This window comes from Pseudarthrobacter sp. NPDC092419, assembly GCF_044755045.1.
GTDB lineage: Bacteria > Actinomycetota > Actinomycetes > Actinomycetales > Micrococcaceae > Arthrobacter.
This window is the reverse complement of record NZ_JBIVQF010000001.1, coordinates 307,766-325,123: the sequence shown is the minus strand read 5'-3', so window position 1 is coordinate 325,123 and position 17,358 is coordinate 307,766. Positions and strand designations below refer to the sequence as shown.

Genomic DNA, 17,358 nt, shown 5'->3' with positions numbered 1-17,358 from the left:
ACGACTGTTATAAGGATGTGACCTCAATCACTTATTTTCGGCGGCAAATTACATTAGCTTGAACCTGATCAGGAATACCTGATTTTTCGCGTCAAAGGCCGTTCGCACCTTTAGATCGAGGAGCTAGTTCATGACATTATTTCCCCAGGCGGGAACCCGCGTTGCCAAGCTGACAGCGCTTGGCATCGGCGTTGCCTTTATGGCAACGGCATGCGGCGGTTCGTCCACACCCACGGCGTCCGAGACCGCCTCCGAAGCTGCGGCAGGCATTGCGTGCCCCGCACCTGAAGGCAACGGCGGCGGCGCAGCGGCCAGCCAGGCACCGGCGCCGGCATCGGTTCCGCCCTCAAGCACCACCACCGATAAGCCTTTGAAGATCGGTTCACTGCTGCCCACCACGGGCTCCCTGGCCTTCCTTGGCCCGCCCGAAATCGCAGGCGTCAACCTTGGTGTCGATGAAGTCAACAAGGCTGGCGGCGTTCTGGGCAAGCCCATCCAGGTAATCCACCGCGACTCGGGCGACACCAAGACGGACATCGCCACCCAGTCCACTTCTGCGCTCCTGGGTCAGGGCGTCAGCGCCATCATCGGTGCCGCATCGTCCGGTGTGTCCAAGACGGTCATCAATCAGATCACCGGCGCAGGCGTGATCCAGTTCTCCCCGGCGAACACATCCCCGGACTTCACCACCTGGGATGACAAGGGCCTGTACTGGCGTACTGCCCCGTCCGACGTGCTGCAGGGCAAGGTCCTGGGCAACTACATGGCCACCTGTGGCGCCCAGACCGTGGGGCTGATCGTCCTCAACGATGCCTACGGCACGGGCCTGGCCAAGAACATCAAGTCGGCCTTCGAATCCGCCGGCGGCAAGGTCGTCGCCGAGGAGCTCTTCAATGAGGGTGACACCCAGTTCAGCAGCCAGGTAGACAAGGTCATTGCTGCCAAGCCGGACGCCATTGCCCTGATCACCTTCGACCAGGCCAAGAGCATCGTTCCGCTGATGACCGGCAAGGGCGTCAAGCCCACGCAGCTGTTCATGGTGGACGGCAACACGTCCGACTACAGCAAGGACTTCAAGGCCGGCACGCTGAAGGGCGCGCAGGGCACCATCCCGGGCACGTTCGCCAAGGAGGACTTCAAGAAGAAGCTGCTGGCGATCGATCCGGCCCTGAAGGACTACAGCTACGCCGGTGAGTCCTACGACGCCGTCAACCTGATCTCACTGGCTTCGGAAGCCGCCAAGAGCACCAAGGGCGTGGACATCGCCGCGAAGCTCAAGGAAGTTTCCGAAGGCGGCGAGAAGTGCACCTCCTACGCAGGCTGTGTCACCCTCCTCCGCGACGGCAAGGACATCGACTACGACGGCCAGTCCGGCCCCGTGACGTTCTCCGACGCCGGTGACCCCACCGAGGCGTACATTGGCATCTACGAGTACCAGGATGACAACACGTACAAGGCAGTCAAGGAAGAATTCGGCAAGCTGTAAAGCCCCTTCCTGAACGATCAAGAGGCCCCCGTCCAGCCGGACGGGGGCCTCTTGCTTCCCTTCTCGGGCGGCGGTTTCGGACATCCGCCGTGGTTTCGGTAATAGGCTGCGCGGGTCCGCGGTGCGCATGTCCAAAACCGGCGCGAAAACCTGCTGGGCTTGTTGGGCCCGGCCACGAAAAAGGGGCCGCCACCTCGCGGTGACGGCCCCTGATGCGGTTTCCCGGCTCCGGGGGAGGGCTAGTCGACGGTGTCGGCCAGCGTCCCCAGGTAGAGCTGGATGACCTTGGGGTCCTTCATGAGCTCCCGGCCGGTTCCCGTGTACGCGTCCTTGCCCTGGTCCAGGACGTAGGCGCGGTCGCAGATCTGCAGGCAGCGGCGGGCGTTCTGCTCCACCATGATCACCGACACGCCGGCCCGGTTGATCTCGTGGACCCTAAGGAACGTCTCGTCCTGCTTGACGGGGGAGAGGCCGGCGGAGGGCTCGTCCAGCAGCAGCACCGCCGGATCCATCATCAGAGCCCGCCCCATGGCAACCATCTGTCGTTCACCGCCGGAGAGCGAGCCAGCGCGCTGTGCACGGCGCTTGCCCAACTCCGGGAAGAGACCCGTGACGAAGTCGAACCGCTCGGCGAAGTCCTTGGGCCGCTGGAACATCCCCATCTGCAGGTTTTCCTCGATGGACAGGGTGGCGAACACGTTGTTGGTCTGCGGAACGAAACCCACTCCGCGGGTCACGAGCTTGTTGGCCTTCAGCCCCGTGATGTCCTGGCCCCGCACCACCACGGTGCCGGAGTGGACCTTGACCAGTCCGAACATGGCTTTCAACAGCGTGGACTTGCCCGCGCCGTTGGGTCCGATGATGCCGATCAGCTCGCCCTTCCGGGCTTCGATGCTGCAGCCGTTCAGGATGTTTACGCCGGGCAGGTAGCCGGCCACCAAGTCAGTGACCTTGACCACCGAGTCGCCATCGCTGACGGGATGTGCGGCCGGTGCCGCGCTGGTGCTGCTCATTGGCTGTCCTTCTCTGTCGGGCCCGTTTCCGTGCTTCCGTGCCGTCCGCGGCGCGGGTCGTGCGTGCCGCGTTCCTCCGGCGCCTCGTCGGTCTCCGCCTCAACGACGTCAACGGAGATGATGCCAGCGTTCTCGGTCCCCACAATGGATTCCTCGTCGGCCACCAATTCGGCGGCAAGTTCCTTGATGCCTTCGGTATCGCCAAGGTCCACGTCGTGGTGCGCGCCAAGGTACGCGTCGATAACGGCCGGGTTCTTCATGACCTCGCCCGGAGGGCCCTCGGCCACCACCTTGCCTTCGGCCATGACCACTACCCAGTCGGCGATGTGCCGCACCATGTGCATGTCGTGCTCGACGAACAGGACCGTCATGCCCTCGGCCTTCAGGTTCTTGATGTGGTCCAGCAGGGACTGGGTCAGTGCCGGGTTCACGCCAGCCATCGGCTCGTCCAGCATGACCAGCTTGGGCCGGACCATCAGGGAGCGGGCCATTTCGAGAAGCTTTCGCTGGCCGCCGGAGAGGGACGCCGCGTAGTCGTCCTTCTTGGCATCCAGTTTGAACTTCTCCAGCAGGACATTGGCTTCTTCCGTGATCTGCTTCTCCCGGCCGCCCCAGATGCCCTTGAACAGGGCTTTGGACAGCCTCTCGCCGGGCTGGTTCGAGGCTCCGAGCCGCATGTTTTCCATCACCGTCAGCTTGCCCATCACCTTGGTCAGCTGGAAGGTGCGGACCATGCCCATGCGTGCCACCTTGTAGGGCGAAACGCCGGCCAGGCTCTTGCCTTCGAACTGCCACTTTCCGGTATTGGGCGTGTCAAAGCCCGTCAGCAGGTTGAACAGGGTGGTCTTTCCGGCACCGTTGGGTCCGATCAGCGCAGTGATCTTGTGGCGGGGGATCTCCAGGTATTCGACGTCCACCGCGTTAATACCGCCGAAGCTGCGGGTCACGTTTTCCGCAACCACGATCGGATCGCGTTTCTTGCAGCCCGGGGCGGTCTCGCCGGCCGCAATGGGCCGGGTATCCGTCATGTAGTCCGGCTCTGCGCCGGACGGGGTTGTGGGTTCTTCGCTGTGCATGCTCATGCGAACGCCAGCTCCTTCTTGTTTCCAAAAACACCCTGTGGCCGGAAGATCATCAGCAGCATCAGTGCCACACCCACCAGGATGTAACGCAGCTGACCGGCCTGGACGGTGTTCAGCCAGGTGATGGCACCTGATTCGATCAGCCCGTAGAGGACGCCCTGGGTCAGCGACAGGACCACCCAGAAGATCATGGCGCCGATGACGGGTCCCAGCACGGTGCCCAGCCCGCCCAGAAGCAGGCAGGTGTAGAGGAAGAACGTCAGTTCGGTCCCGTAGTTGGCCGGCTGCACCGCTCCGCGGGGGAGGGTGAAGATCATGCCGGCCAGTGCGCCGAGCACACCGCCGATGATCAGGGCCTGCATCTTGTAGGCGTAGACGTTCTTGCCCAGGGAGCGGACCGCGTTTTCGTCCTCACGGATGCCCTTGAGGACGCGGCCCCACGGGCTGCGCATCAGGAGCCACACGAGCAGGCAACACACGGCAACGAGGACCCAGCCCACCACGCGGATGAAGAAGTCCCGGTTGTTCATACCGAAGTAGTCGCCGTCCGGGAACGGGTTCATCGCGTAGAACCCGCCTTCGAACGCGGCGAGGCCGTTGGCCGAACCGGTTACGGACGTCAGCTGGTTGGTAGTGACGATGTACCGCACGATTTCCGCAGCGGCGATGGTGACGATGGCGAGGTAGTCAGCGCGCAGGCGCAGGGTGGGAATACCCAACAGGAGCGCGAAGATCGCGGCGGCGACGATGGCGATCAGCAGTCCCACGAAGAAGGGGACGCCGAAGGTCAAGGTGGAGATGGCGAACGCGTAGGCTCCCATCGCCATGAAGCCGGCCTGGCCGAAGTTCAACAGGCCGGAGTAGCCGAAGTGGACGGCGAGGCCCAGGGCGGCAAGTGCGTAGGCGGCCGTCGTGGGGCTGAAAATTTCGCCGGCGGCGCTGGCAAGAATGAATCCAAAGTCCATGGTTCTCTCCTAACCCACGCGCTCGCGGCGGCCCAGGATGCCCTGGGGCCGGAACAAGAGGACAACGATCATGATGAAAAGTGCTCCCACGTATTTAAGGTCTGCGGCGAGGCCGAACACGGTGGTCAGCTCAACGAAGATGCCCACGATGATGGAGCCGACCAAGGCGCCGAACACGGTGCCCAGGCCGCCGAGGGTGACGCCGGCGAAGATCAGCAGCAGGATGGCCGAGCCCATGTCGAAGGTGACGCCGGGCCGGTAGTAGGCCCAGAGGATACCGCCGAGGGAGGCGAGCATGCCGCCGGTGATCCATACAAGCCGGATTACCGAGTCCACGTCGATGCCTGAAGCGGCGGCGAGTGCCGGGTTGTCCGCCACGGCGCGGGTTGCCTTGCCCAGACGGGTCTTGAGCAGCACGATGCCCAGCAGGCTGATCACCACGGCACTGATGACCAGTGACCACAGGTTGTTCGGGGAGATGGATACCGGGCCGATCTGGATCTCGGGGCTCTGGGCGTATGGAAGCTGCTGGGTGGCGCCCCCGAAGTAGAACTGGATGACGTAGCGGACAGCAAGGGCGAGGCCGATGCTGACGATCATCATGGGAACCAGTCCGGTGCCGCGGCGGCGCAGGGGCCGCCAAAGGCCGCGGTCCTGTGCATAGCCGAAGAGCCCGCCGCCGACCAGTGCGAGTATGACCGCCAGCCAGAACGGGAGGCCCAGGGCATTGAACGCGAAGACCAGCACCGCGCCCAGGGTGACCATTTCACCATGGGCAAAGTTGGTCAGGCCCGTGGTGCCGAAAATCAGCGACAACCCGACGGCAGCAAGGGCCAGCAGCAGGCCGAAGCTGAGGCCGGCCACCAGACGGTTGAGGAGGTTCTGGCCGAAGTCCTGTTCCTGGACCACGATGCCTTTGCCGAAGGCGAAGATCACGGACAGGTTGGAGGTCTGGCTAAATGTCACTTCGCGCGGGTTTTCCTGGCCGTCCGCGAGCTTGATTCCCTCCGGGAGCGTTGACTCGTCCAACTCCACGGTGTAGGTACCCTGCTCGGGGACTCCGATGCTCCACGAACCGTTGGCGGAGGACTTGGCCGTGCCGGTGAAGTCGCCATTCTTCGCGGTGACGGTCACGTCCGCCAGTGGTGCGCGGGCATCATCGCGGAGGAACCCGCTGATGTTGTTCTGGAAGGTCTGGTTCGACGGGGATGGTGTCGGTGATGGGGAAGTGGCCTGTGAGGCCGGCGCTGCCACCAGAAGGAGTGCCAGGATGGCAGCGCTCACGGCTCCCCATAATCTGAGCAAACCGAGGCGTCCTGCGGCCGGTGGGCCTTGGGGTGTACTTCTCAAATTGAAAAACCTCCACTTGGGGGCGGTCCAGGCTGCTCCATTGCAGCCGTTGCGAACGGATCCAGGGCTGGCAGGCGCCAAAAAGTCACGCGCCACCCACGGTTGTGAGTTGCGTCACCCTGTTGGGTTTATGCTACAGCCGTCTGACGGGCTCAAACGCCGTGATCGGCGCCCTGCAGGTAGCGATCGGATAACAACTGTGAAGCCCGCGTATGCCGTTTGTATAGAAGAGCTAAAGAAACAAATGTTGTGCCACGGTATTTCTAAACAGTTCATGGTTACGGTTGGGTTGCGCCTTGGGCCGGCGGGAACTTTATGCGCCAACCCGGCGTGGTAATTGGTACCGTAAACCTTAAGGTTTCACTGACATCCCTATGGAGGAATTCCGCAATGGCACTTGGCGGCAACCCGATCTTCAACGGAAAGAATTTCCGTGGAGCGACCCAGGCACCGCCTGCACCGTACGGCCACTCGCCGTATGGCCAGCCCGGTTACGGCCAGGCCCCCTTTGGGCAGCAGCCGTACGGGCAGCAGCCGTATGGCCAGGCTCCCTACGGGCAGCAGGGCTGGAACACACAGCCAAACATGACCGACCAGCAGTTGCAGGACATGTACAACCAGCCCGCTGCCGGACCCGCGGACACGGGCCGGATGACTTTCGACGATGTCATCGTTAAGACGGCTTCCTGCCTCGGAGTGCTGCTCGTCGGTGCCGCGGTGACGATGGTCGTCAGCATGGGCCTCGCTTCACTCCTGATGATCGTCGGCGCGCTCGGCGGCTTCGTCCTGGCACTGGTCAATACGTTCAAGAAGCAGCCTTCGCCGGCACTGATCCTTGCTTACGCAGGGCTGGAAGGCCTCTTCCTTGGTGGTCTCACCCGGGTTTTGGACACCATGTACCCGGGAGTGGGGCTGCAGGCTGTCATCGGCACCCTGTCCGTGTTCGCCGTAACCCTCGTGCTGTTCAAGAGCGGCAAGGTCCGCGCCACGCCCAAGGCAATGCGCTTCTTCATGATCGCCATCATTGGCTACGCGGTATTCGCGCTAATCAACATGGTCATGATGCTCACCGGTGCTGTCCAGGAGCCCTTCGGTTTGCGCACCAGCGTGGAAATCTTCGGTATCCCCCTTGGCGTCTTCATTGGCCTGCTCGCCATCGGCCTGGCCGCGTTCTCCCTGATCATGGACTTCACCAGCATCGAGGCCGGTGTCCGTAACGGCGCCCCGCAGCGCTTCTCCTGGACGGCCGCGTTCGGCCTGACAGTGACGCTCGTCTGGCTCTACGTCGAGATCATCCGCCTGCTGTCCATCCTCCGCGGCGACGATTAGGCGCCGGGCGGGTAACGCCGTCGTTCTTGACACATGAGCAGGGCCCCGCCAGTGCGGCGGGGCCCTGCTTGCGTCCGGGGCTAGGCGATCCGCCGGGCGCCCGGGGCGGGGGACACCGTGAAGACGTCCGGTTCCGCGTAACCAGCCTCCGCAAACGCGCGTACGACGGCGGCGCGCACCTCCGGTTCGGCGCCCACCGGTGTCAGCGCGATGGCCGCGCCGCCGAATCCGCCCCCGGTCATCCGGGCGCCGATGGCTCCGTGGGCCCGGGCAGTCTCGACGGCGAGATCCAGCTCGGGGCAGGAGATCTCGAAGTCGTCCCGCATGGAGGCGTGGCTGGCGTCCAGCAGCGCCCCGATGGATGACGGGCCCTCCGCCTTCAGCCGTTCCACAGTCTGCAGGACCCGGTCATTCTCGGTGACCACGTGCCGGACACGGCGGAACGTCGTTTCGTCCAGCAGTCCGGCCGCTTCGGGGAGGTCGCCTATCTGCACATCCCGCAATGCCTTGACTCCCAGCACCTCCGCACCCAGCTGGCACGCCGCCCGCCGGGACGCGTAGCCGCCGTCGGCATGTGAGTGCGAGACCTTGGTGTCGATCACCAGCAGCACCAGGCCGGCCGGGGCGGTCTCGAAGGGAACCAGCGTGGCGTTCTGGTCGCGGCAATCGAGGAAGACGGCATGGCCTTCGGTGCCCCGGAGCGAGGCCGACTGGTCCATGATGCCGGTGGGGGCCCCCACGAAGCCGTTTTCCGCCCGTTGCGTGGCCAGCACCATGTCCTGCGCCGTCATGCCCGCGCCGGTGAGGTCATTCAGTGCGGTGATCACGGCGCACTCTATGGCGTGGGAGGAGGAGAGCCCGGCGCCCAGCGGAACGTCCGAATCCAGCAGCAGATCGATGCCCGGCACCGTGATGCCTGCCTCGCGCAGCGCCCACAGTACTCCGAGGGGATATTTGGTCCAGCCTTTGGCGGATTCGGGTTCCAGGCGCTCAAGGCCAACGGTGGCCAGCCTGTGATCGCCGTACGTTGACAGGAGCCGGACCGTCGTATCATCCCGGACCCGCACGGCGACCCGCGCGGCCCGGTCAATGGCGAAGGGCAGGACGAACCCTTCGTTGTAGTCGGTGTGTTCGCCGATCAGGTTCACACGACCGGGGGCCTGCCAGATCCCGTCCGGCGCGGCGCCATACTCACGCTCGAACCGTGCCGCCAGGTCTTCGCTGCGGAAATGGGTGGTGTTCACGCGGGGGCTCCTTGGGGTTCTGCTGGTCCGGGCACCGCGGGTGCCGTGGTTCCTGCTGCCGTGGCGGCGCCGCAGGGCGCTTGCACCCTAACGGCACGGAGGCGCTCGGCGACAGCTTCCGGGGTGGTGTCGTTGATGAACGCTCCCATGGCCGCTTCCGAACCCGCCAAATACTTGAGTTTGTCGGCGGCCCGCCGAGGTGAGGTGAGCTGCAGGTGGAGGTAGCCCGACTCGCGGTGCGCCGCCTCCAGCGGAGCCTGGTGCCACGCGGAAATGTAGGGGGTGGGCGTGGGGTACAGCGCATCCACCCGCTGCAGCAGTTCCAGGTACACTTGGGACAGTTCGTCCTTCTCTTTCCCGTCCAGAGCGGCCAGGTCGGGAACCTGGCGGTGCGGTACCAGATGGATCTCCAGGGGCCAGCGCGCGGCGAAGGGCACGTAGGCGCTGAAGTGATTGCCTTCCAGGATCATCCGGCTGCCGTCTTCACGCTCAGAGCGCAGGAGGGAACCGGTCAGGGTGCCGCGTCCGTCATGGGCCTCGTAGTAGCGGCGTGCAGCTGCCCCGATGGCGGCAGCGCGCGGGGTCACGTAGGAGTATGCGTAGATCTGGCCATGCGGATGGTGCAGCGTCACGCCGATGTCCGCTCCGCGGTTTTCGAACGGGAACACCTGCTTTATTCCGGGAAGCGCGCTGAGTGCCGCCGTGCGCTGTGCCCACGCCTCAACGACGGTGCGTGCCCTCGTCTGGCCCAGTCCGGAAAACGAGCCGGTGTGTTCCGGGGTAAAGGAAACTACCTCGCACCGCCCGTAAGCAGGCAGCGCGGTTCCCCAAGCAGCCTGGCCGGGTACCGGGCCAAGCGCCGGTCCCAGCGACGGGAAACGGTTTTCGAAGACGACGACGTCGTAGTCGGCTGCCGGGATCTCCGACGCATTCGCCGGTGTGGTGGGGCAGATGGGGCACTGGTCTGCAGGGGGCAGGTGCGTGCGCGTCTGGCGGTGCGCAGCTACGGCGACCCATTCGTCCGTAAGCGCGTCGAAGCGTACCTCACCCGGCTCGCCGCGGGGCGGCAGGGCCCGCTGGTCCGCAGCGGGCGTCCGGCTGGCAGCTTTGGTGCGTGCGGCGCCGGCGGTGGAAATCCCACTTGAGCCTTCTCCGGGACCTGTGGTTCCGGCGTCGTCGAAGTAGAAAAGCTCCCGGCCGTCCGAGAGCGTGGTGGCGGTAATCGCGGTCATGCATCGAGTGTCCCACGGTCTATCAAAAAAGAATAGTTTTTAACAAAAACTAACATTTCGGTCGATCGCAGGCCTCTGGTGCGGGTACCGTGGTGCCCATGAAGATCACTTCCAATACGCCGGCTCCTTCGGACCGCGGCGTCCAGTCCTACGCCACCGGATGCCAGTATGAGCTCCGGCGCGGCGATGCCGTGGCTGTGGTGACCGAGCTGGCCGCGGGCCTGCGAGAATTCCGGCGCGGCGCGGTGCTGCTGACGGAAACGTATGCCGACCACGAGATTCCGCCGGGCGCGGCCGGTATCACCTTGGCGCCGTGGGCCAACCGGATCGAAGGCGGCACGTGGCAGCTGGACGGCAAAGAACAGCAGCTGGATATCACCGAAGTGTCCCGGAACAATGCCAGCCACGGCCTGCTGCGTAACGCCGGCTATGCGCTTGTCGATGAATCTGAACACTCCGTTACGCTCGAGGCTGCAATCTTCCCCCAGCACGGCTACCCATTCCTGGTCCGGCACCAGGTCCGGTATGGAATCAATGAAGGGCTCGGACTCGAGGTCCGGCAGACGCTGCTGAACGACGGCGGGGCGCCGGCGCCGTTCGTCCTTGGTGCCCACCCGTACCTGCGCGTCGGTGATACTCCGGCCGAAGACCTGGTCCTCACCGTCGGGGCCGATACCCAGCTGGTGGCGGACGAACGCAAGATTCCACGCAGCCATGCCCCGGTGTCCGGGGACGTGGATTTCCGGGACGGGAGGACAGTGGGCACGCTGGACGTGGATGTCGCGCTGACCGGACTGGATTTCCGGGACGGGCGGGCCCGTCATGTACTCGCGGACCCGCAGGGGCGGGCGGTCACTCTCTGGCAGGATACCTCCTGCGGGTACGTCCACGTCTTCATCACGCCCACCTACCCCGGCCGGACCCGCGCCGTGGCCCTCGAGCCAATGACGGGCCCGGCGAACGCCTTTAACTCCGGCGAGGGCCTTCGCTGGCTCCAGCCCGGCGAGTCATTCACCATGGAATGGGGCATCGACTACACCGCCGGATGACGGTTTCACATTCGGCGGGAGCTGGGGAAGTATTGGGCTATGACGCCCCCTGACGACGCCGCAACGCCCGCGCCAGACCATCCCGCGCCCGAGGCCCAGGCTCACCGGCGGCGCGAGCGCGACCTCGAGGCTGACATCCCCTACGGCATTCGCATCGCGGCTGCGTGGTCGTGGCGCCTGGGCCTGATCCTGCTGGTGGGCGGCGGACTGGTGTGGCTGCTGAGCCGCATCAGTTTCCTCATCATCCCGGTGATGGTGGCGGCCTTGCTGGCAGGCCTGCTCAACCCAGTCGTCGGCTGGCTCAAACGGAACCGGTTTCCCGCCGGGCTGGCTGTGGCTGTCACGGCCCTCGGCTTCCTGGGGCTCATCGGCGGGGCGTTGGCGCTGGTTGGCCGCCAGCTCTACTCGGGCTTCAGTGCGCTCTGGTCCGAGGCGCTGACTGGCGTGAAACAGATTCAGGACTGGCTTTCCGAGGGTCCGCTGCACCTGACCGCGGACCAGATGGACCAGTACTTCAAGGAAGCCAGCACAGCCCTCCAGGACAACACCAGCAGCATCCTCAGCGGAGCGCTCTCGTTCGGCAGCAGCGCAGGACACTTTGCCGCCGGGCTGATCCTTGCCCTGTTCATCCTGATCTTCTTCCTGCTGGAGGGCGAGCGGATCTGGGGCTTTATCGTGCGGCTGCTGCCCAAAAAGGCACGGCCGGCTGCGTTCGGCGCCGGCCGTAAGGGCTGGGCGTCCATGGTGAGCTACGCGCGCATCCAGATGTTCGTGGCCTTCGTCGACGCCGTGGGCATCGGAGTGGGCGCGGCGATTATCGGCGTACCCCTGGCACTGCCGCTGAGCGTGCTGGTGTTCATCGGTTCGTTCATCCCGATCGTGGGTGCTCTCGTAACCGGCGCGATTGCCGTGCTGCTGGCCCTGGTTGCCAACGGACTGGTCAACGCCCTGATCATGCTGGGCATCGTCCTGTTGGTCCAGCAACTGGAAAGCCACATTCTCCAGCCGTTGATCATGGGCAAAGCAGTCTCCCTGCATCCGGTGGCCGTGATCCTCTCCGTGGCCGCGGGTTCGTACCTGGCCGGCATTCCCGGTGCGCTCTTCTCGGTCCCCGTGCTCGCCGTAGCAAACTCGGCCGTTCGCTACATCGCAGCCAGAACGTGGGAACATGAACACGTGCCGGCTTTGCCCGGGGCGCCAGTGCCGGCCGCAGCCGGCGGGGACAACACCGTCAGCGACGTCGAACCGCCGGGCCGCCCCTAGCGTGCTGCCAGCCGCAGGGATACCGCCGCGGCAGGACAGCCCGCCCAGGCAGCCGGCACAGCAGCGAACAATCCTTGCTGCCCGCCGCCCCAGGGGATGCGGGCGCCGGGGCCGAACCAGAGGAGAATAAGTCCGTGAACATCCTGGAAACCCTTCCCGTCACCCTGGACGATGTCCTTGCGGCGCAGAAGCTGCTTGACGGGATTATTGCGCGGACCCCCGTGGAATCGTCCCGCGCGCTGGGATCGGTAGCTGGCGGAGAGGTCTTCTTCAAGTGCGAGAACCTGCAGCGCGCCGGCTCCTTCAAGGTCCGTGGCGCCTATGTCCGGATGGCGCGGCTCTCGGACGAAGAGAAGAAGCGCGGCGTGGTGGCTGCGTCTGCGGGAAACCACGCCCAGGGCGTCGCGGTGGCGGCCAAGGCGCTCGGTATCAAGGCCCGCATCTACATGCCCCTGGGCGTTGCCCTGCCCAAGCTCGCGGCGACCCGAAGCCACGGCGCCGAGGTCATCCTGCACGGGCACAACGTGGACGAGGCGCTCGCCGAGGCGCAGCGCTACAGCAACGAAACCGGCATGGTGTTCGTCCACCCCTTCGACAATGTTGACGTGGTGGCCGGCCAAGGGACGCTCGGCCTGGAAATCCTGGAGCAGGTACCCAACGTCGACACCATCCTGATGGGCGTTGGCGGCGGAGGCCTCCTCGCCGGCGTCGCCGTGGCGGTCAAGGCGCGCGCCAAGGAACTGGGCCGGGAGATCAGGATCATCGGAGTCCAGGCTGAAAACGCAGCCGCCTATCCGCCGTCGCTCGCTGCGGATGCCCTGGTGCCGTTGAAAAAGGTGTCCACCATGGCGGACGGCATCGCCGTAGGGCGCCCGGGACAACTCCCCTTCAGTATCATCCGCGAACTCGTGGATGACGTGGTCACCGTCAGCGAGGACTCCCTGGCGCGGGCCCTGATCTTCCTGCTGGAGCGGGCCAAGATGGTGGTGGAACCTGCAGGTGCCGTGGGCGTCGCCGCCCTCATGGACGGCAAGATCGAAAATCCCGGGACCACCGTGGTAGTGCTCTCCGGCGGAAACATCGACCCCATGCTGATGCTCAAGGTGATCCAGCGGGGCCTGTCCGCTGCCGGCCGGTACATGACCGTGCGGATGATGCTCGACGACCGGCCGGGTTCGCTGGCCACCATCGCCCGGATCATTGCCGAAAACGACGCCAACGTCACCGGCCTGGACCACACGCGGGTAGGCGGTTCCATCAGCATGGGCGACGTGTCCATCACTGTGAACCTGGAGACGAAGGGCCACCAGCACGGCGAGCAGGTCCTCAGTGCGTTGCGCGCTGAAGGCTTCCAGCCCATCGTGGTCCACTAAGACGCCATGGTCCTGCCGGCAGGAAACAGGCGGCCCGGCCAGCGGCAGGTGCTGGCCGCACGGGCTAAGGGCGGGCTGCTGGTCCTGGGCGGTTTCGTTGCCCTGCTGTTCGCCATCGAAGCCGTCAACCTGCTGATGCTGCGGCCACTGAACCGGACCTTCGGGCTCCGGCCCCGCAGCGCAGACGGGCTGCTGGACATCTTCACCTTTCCGCTCCTGCACGCAAACCTGAACCACCTCCTCTCCAACAGCCTGCCGCTGGTGGTGTTTGGGTTCCTGGTGTTTCTGTCGGGACTGCGCGTATTCCTGACGGCCCTGGCCGCCAGCTGGCTCGGGTCCGGGCTGACGGTATGGCTGATCGGCAACAGCGGCATTACCGTCGGTTCCTCGGGGCTGGTCTTCGGCCTGTTCGCCTTCCTGCTGGTCCGCGGGTTCGTCAACCGCAGCTGGCGGCAGATCCTGCTGGCAGTGGTCCTCTTCATGGGCTACGGCGGCATCCTGCTGGGGGTGCTTCCCCTCATGGGTGGCCAGATCTCCTGGCAGGCGCACTTGGGCGGCGCAGCGGGCGGTGTGGTGGCCGCTGTACTCCTGCGCCGGCGCTTCGGCCCGGAACGTATCTGGTACCCCGCTGCCGGCTTCCTGAGACGGGATGGAGCGCCTTAAAACGCCAGGTGCCGGCCACCCCGTGGGCGGCCGGCACCTGGCGTTTGCTGGCTGTGGCTATGCCGTGTACGGCTTGGCGGACAGGATCTCCACCTTGATGTCCTTGCCGTTCGGCGCGGTGTAACTCAGGGTGTCGCCTTCCTTGTGGCCCAGGATGGCTGCGCCCAACGGCGACTTTTCACTGAAGACGTCCAGGTCCGAGTCGCCGGCAATTTCGCGGGATCCCAGGAGGAAGGTTTCCTCATCGCCGGCAATCCTGGCCACGACGATCATGCCGGGCTCCACGATTCCGTCATCGGCGGGGGACTCGCCGACATGTGCGTCGCGGAGCAGGACCGTCAGCTGCCGGATGCGGGCCTCGATCTTGCCCTGTTCTTCCTTGGCTGCGTGGTATCCGCCATTTTCCTTGAGGTCGCCCTCTTGCCGGGCTGCTTCGATCTTCTGGACGATCTCTGCGCGGCCGGCGCCGGAAAGGTGGTCCAGCTCTGCCTTCAGGCGGTCAAAAGCTTCCTGGGTGAGCCAGGCTGCAGCTGCGCTGTTGGTGGTAGACACGGACTTCTCCTCTAATGGTCCTACATGCAAAAGACCCCGCCACGGTGGCCACTTGTGGAACAGCAACCAGCTCAGCGGGGTAAAGGTATTGATCCATTGTAGTCAATCCCTTGGATGAAACCCAATAAGCAAGCGGTGCACGTCACATGCTGTGTCCCTTGTCGTCCGCCTCCCAGCAGCTGTCCACTACTCCGGATACGGAAAGCGACTCCGTGCGGACGGTGACGCGCTGGGCGACTGTCCGGCCGCCGTCGGGCGCTCCCTCCGCTGCGGTGGCCGGAACCTCCACCACCTTCCACCCCACCACGGCGTACTTGGAATCGAGGGCCTTGACGGCACACTTGACCCGGGTGCCGGGATCCCGGGTGACTTGGAAATCCACCTCTGCAAGAGTGGCGTCCACCGTGCTGTAGCCGATGTCCTTGAACGTGACCCCGTTGACCGCCGAGGACGTGGAGACCCAGGCCATGAAACCGATGCCGGCTGCCAGTGCCGCGCCGGCAACGATGCGCTTGGTGCGCGGCGGAAGGCTGCGCTTTTGGGTGCCGTAGCGATTGGCTAGGCTAGTGTCTGCGGGCGCGGAAGAGTCCTGCTGGTCCGGGGAAGTCACCAGTCCAGTTTAGTGCCCATTCCGGCGGATGGCGCCCGCACGGACCGCCCCGCCGCACCACCCGACGAGCCAGCAGCCACCCGCCGCGGCAGAGACTTAAGGAGCCGTCCTCCCATGACAGCGTCCAGCACCGCCCCGGCCCCGCTTCGGCTGCTCGCAGTCCACGCCCACCCGGACGACGAGTCCAGCAAGGGCGCCGCCACGATGGCGATGTACGCCGCCGCCGGGGTGGACGTCATGGTGGCCACCTGCACCGACGGCTCCCGCGGAGACATCCAGAACCCCGCGGTGGAGGGAGAACCCCACCCTAAACGGGACATGGCCGGTGCAAGGCGCCTGGAAATGGAAGCCGCCGCGAAAATCCTGGGGATCCGGCAACAGTGGCTCGGGTTCGTGGACTCGGGTCTGCCGGAAGGCGACCCGCTGCCGCCGCTGCCCGCGGGTTCCTTTGCCACGCTGCCGCTGCACCAGGCCGCATCCCCGCTGGTGCGCCTGGTCCGCTCCTTCAAGCCCCACGTCATTCTCAGTTATGACGAGAACGGCGGCTACCCGCACCCTGACCACATCATGGCGCACCGCGTGGCGGTGGAAGCCTTTGACGCGGCCGGGGACCCGGCGCGCTACCCGGAGGCAGGGGAGCCGTGGGAACCCAGCAAGCTTTACTATGACCGTGCCTTCAGCCCCGAACGATTCCGGGCCCTGCACTATGCGCTGGAAGAAGCCGGGCTGCAGTCGCCCTATGCGGAGCGGCTGGCCGCCTGGCTCGAATCCGACGCCGAAGGACATACACCGCCGCCGGCCCGCCACCCCACCACCACGCAGATCGATTGCGGCGATTTCTTCGAAGTGCGGGACGACGCCCTGCGTGCCCACCGGACGCAGGTTGACCCGCTGGGCTTCTTCTTCGCCGTCTCGCCGGAGATGCAGCGCCGGGCTTGGCCCTGGGAGGACTACTCGCTGATCAAGTCCAAGGTCGAGTCCGAACTCCCGGAGAAGGACCTTTTCGCCGGGCTAAGATAGACACTGCAGGGACTTTCTATCTGGTGTAGAAGACGGCCGCGAGGCGGTGCAGTCCATTCCCTGCCGCTCTTTCGCTCCACAGAAGGTTTTCACCGTGCATTCTCTGCTCCTTAGCCTGGCCACCACCCCGACGCCGATGCCGACGCCGACGCTGCGGGAGGGGATTTCCGAGGACCAGATCACCCCGGGCCTGTGGGGATTCATCATGACGGCGTTCTTCGTGGTGGCCACCACTTTGCTGATCGTGGATATGGTCCGCCGCATCCGCAGGGTCCGTTACCGGGCGCAGGTCGAGCAGGAGCGCATGGAAGCCGCCGCGGCCGCCGATATCGCAGCCGCTGACGCCCAGGACGGCCTGGACGCCACGGACGGCCCCGCCGCTCCCGGAGCGCCCGGGGTTGACGGTCGGGGCGGTGCCGGCCCCTCCCGTCCGGCGGAGTAGCCAACGACGGTGCCGGCTGCCGCCGTCGTCAGCGGAGCACGGCCAGGGCGATCGCAATATAGTGCGCCGTGAACGCGAAGACCGTGAAGGCATGGAACAGCTCGTGGAACCCGAAGTGGTGGTAGCTGAAGTTCGGCTTCTTGAGGGCGTAGAACACCGCGCCGGTGATGTAGAGCGCGCCGCCCACGCAGATCAGCACCGCGGCCGCGACGCTTGCCTGGAAGAACTGCGGCAGGTAGAGCAGCGCTCCGCAGCCCAGCGCGATATAGATCGGCACGTAAAGCCAGCGCGGCGCGTCCGTCCACAGCACGCGGAACAGTACGCCCAGGATCGCGCCGGCCCAGATGACCCAGAGGAGCAGGACAGCCTGTGACCGTTCCAGCAGGGTCCAGGCGAGCGGGGTGTAGGTTCCGGCGATCACCAGCATGATGTTGGTGTGGTCCAGGCGCTTGAGGACCATTTTCACCCCGGGTGACCAGTTGCCTCGGTGGTAGACGGCACTGACGCCAAAGAGCAGCACGCCGGTCGCGGCGTAGATGGCCGAGGTCACCTTGCGGTCCGCTGTGGGCGCCAGGGCGATAAGGACGATGCCGGCAGCCAGCGCCAGGGGAGCGGTGGCGGTGTGGATCCAGCCGCGCCACTTGGGCTTGATCATGAGCAGCTCGGCGATGCGGACGCCGGCGTC

The 17,358-nt window shown here is 65.4% G+C and carries 17 protein-coding genes; 8 read left to right on the top strand and 9 right to left on the bottom strand.

Going from position 1 to position 17,358, the window contains the following annotated elements:
* Positions 1-130 precede the first annotated feature (130 nt).
* Entirely contained in the window at positions 131-1,486 is a 1,356-nt protein-coding gene (locus ACIQC0_RS01460) for an ABC transporter substrate-binding protein (RefSeq protein WP_400532276.1), read from the top strand.
* A 239-nt stretch (positions 1,487-1,725) separates the two neighbouring features.
* Here ACIQC0_RS01460 and ACIQC0_RS01455 read toward each other — a convergent pair whose 3' ends face one another.
* Genes ACIQC0_RS01455 through ACIQC0_RS01440 form a run of 4 tightly spaced genes read right to left on the bottom strand, consistent with a single transcriptional unit; the run spans position 1,726 to position 5,851 of the window.
* Entirely contained in the window at positions 1,726-2,499 is a 774-nt protein-coding gene (locus ACIQC0_RS01455) for an ABC transporter ATP-binding protein (RefSeq protein ID WP_377215291.1), read from the bottom strand.
* Positions 2,496-3,581, bottom strand: coding sequence for an ABC transporter ATP-binding protein (locus tag ACIQC0_RS01450; RefSeq protein WP_377215292.1), 1,086 nt, complete (start codon positions 3,579-3,581; stop codon positions 2,496-2,498). The genes ACIQC0_RS01455 and ACIQC0_RS01450 overlap by 4 nt, the downstream gene beginning before the upstream one ends.
* Entirely contained in the window at positions 3,578-4,546 is a 969-nt protein-coding gene (locus ACIQC0_RS01445) for a branched-chain amino acid ABC transporter permease (RefSeq protein WP_377215293.1), read from the bottom strand. Before ACIQC0_RS01445 ends, ACIQC0_RS01450 begins: the two co-directional genes overlap by 4 nt.
* A gap of 9 nt (positions 4,547-4,555) precedes the next feature.
* On the bottom strand, positions 4,556-5,851 hold the full coding sequence (locus tag ACIQC0_RS01440; RefSeq protein WP_400532275.1) for a branched-chain amino acid ABC transporter permease: 1,296 nt from the start codon (positions 5,849-5,851) through the stop codon (positions 4,556-4,558).
* A gap of 435 nt (positions 5,852-6,286) precedes the next feature.
* Between ACIQC0_RS01440 and ACIQC0_RS01435 the strand changes: the two genes are divergently transcribed.
* Positions 6,287-7,225 (top strand): Bax inhibitor-1/YccA family protein, encoded by a 939-nt coding sequence (locus ACIQC0_RS01435; protein ID WP_400532274.1) that lies wholly within the window; start codon positions 6,287-6,289, stop codon positions 7,223-7,225.
* 80 nt (positions 7,226-7,305) lie between these two features.
* Here ACIQC0_RS01435 and galK read toward each other — a convergent pair whose 3' ends face one another.
* Both galK and galT read right to left on the bottom strand, forming a co-directional pair.
* A complete protein-coding gene (gene galK / locus ACIQC0_RS01430; RefSeq protein ID WP_400532273.1) occupies positions 7,306-8,469 on the bottom strand; it encodes a galactokinase in 1,164 nt (387 codons plus the stop codon).
* Positions 8,466-9,701 carry a galactose-1-phosphate uridylyltransferase gene (galT, locus tag ACIQC0_RS01425; RefSeq protein ID WP_400532272.1) on the bottom strand — a complete coding sequence of 412 codons (1,236 nt, stop codon included), beginning with the start codon at positions 9,699-9,701 and terminating at the stop codon, positions 8,466-8,468. Before galT ends, galK begins: the two co-directional genes overlap by 4 nt.
* A gap of 98 nt (positions 9,702-9,799) precedes the next feature.
* On the opposite strand from galT, the gene ACIQC0_RS01420 reads away from it, so the two are divergent.
* From ACIQC0_RS01420 to ACIQC0_RS01405, 4 genes are all read left to right on the top strand, one after another.
* Entirely contained in the window at positions 9,800-10,750 is a 951-nt protein-coding gene (locus ACIQC0_RS01420) for an aldose 1-epimerase family protein (RefSeq protein ID WP_400532271.1), read from the top strand.
* A 39-nt stretch (positions 10,751-10,789) separates the two neighbouring features.
* Positions 10,790-12,013 (top strand): AI-2E family transporter, encoded by a 1,224-nt coding sequence (locus tag ACIQC0_RS01415; protein WP_400532270.1) that lies wholly within the window; start codon positions 10,790-10,792, stop codon positions 12,011-12,013.
* Between the two features lie 134 nt (positions 12,014-12,147).
* Entirely contained in the window at positions 12,148-13,386 is a 1,239-nt protein-coding gene (ilvA, locus tag ACIQC0_RS01410; protein WP_377215300.1) for a threonine ammonia-lyase, read from the top strand.
* Between the two features lie 6 nt (positions 13,387-13,392).
* The gene (locus tag ACIQC0_RS01405) at positions 13,393-14,049 is read left to right on the top strand and encodes a rhomboid family intramembrane serine protease (RefSeq protein ID WP_400532269.1); all 657 of its coding nucleotides are present in this window, start codon (positions 13,393-13,395) and stop codon (positions 14,047-14,049) included.
* 57 nt (positions 14,050-14,106) lie between these two features.
* Here the strand turns inward: ACIQC0_RS01405 and greA are convergent, their stop codons facing one another.
* Both greA and ACIQC0_RS01395 read right to left on the bottom strand, forming a co-directional pair.
* Positions 14,107-14,601: a transcription elongation factor GreA gene (gene greA, locus ACIQC0_RS01400; RefSeq protein WP_377215302.1), complete on the bottom strand. Its 495-nt coding sequence runs from the start codon at positions 14,599-14,601 to the stop codon at positions 14,107-14,109.
* A gap of 142 nt (positions 14,602-14,743) precedes the next feature.
* Positions 14,744-15,211, bottom strand: a complete 468-nt coding sequence (locus ACIQC0_RS01395; RefSeq protein ID WP_400532268.1) for a DUF4307 domain-containing protein — start codon at positions 15,209-15,211, stop codon at positions 14,744-14,746.
* Positions 15,212-15,325: 114 nt separating this feature from the next.
* On the opposite strand from ACIQC0_RS01395, the gene mca reads away from it, so the two are divergent.
* Positions 15,326-16,231, top strand: a complete 906-nt coding sequence (gene mca / locus ACIQC0_RS01390) for a mycothiol conjugate amidase Mca (protein WP_400532267.1) — start codon at positions 15,326-15,328, stop codon at positions 16,229-16,231.
* Between the two features lie 94 nt (positions 16,232-16,325).
* A complete protein-coding gene (locus ACIQC0_RS01385) occupies positions 16,326-16,673 on the top strand; it encodes a hypothetical protein (protein ID WP_400532266.1) in 348 nt (115 codons plus the stop codon).
* A gap of 28 nt (positions 16,674-16,701) precedes the next feature.
* On the opposite strand, the gene ACIQC0_RS01380 is transcribed toward ACIQC0_RS01385, so the two are convergent.
* Positions 16,702-17,343, bottom strand: coding sequence for a hemolysin III family protein (locus ACIQC0_RS01380; RefSeq protein WP_400532591.1), 642 nt, complete (start codon positions 17,341-17,343; stop codon positions 16,702-16,704).
* Between the last annotated feature and the right edge of the window lie 15 nt (positions 17,344-17,358).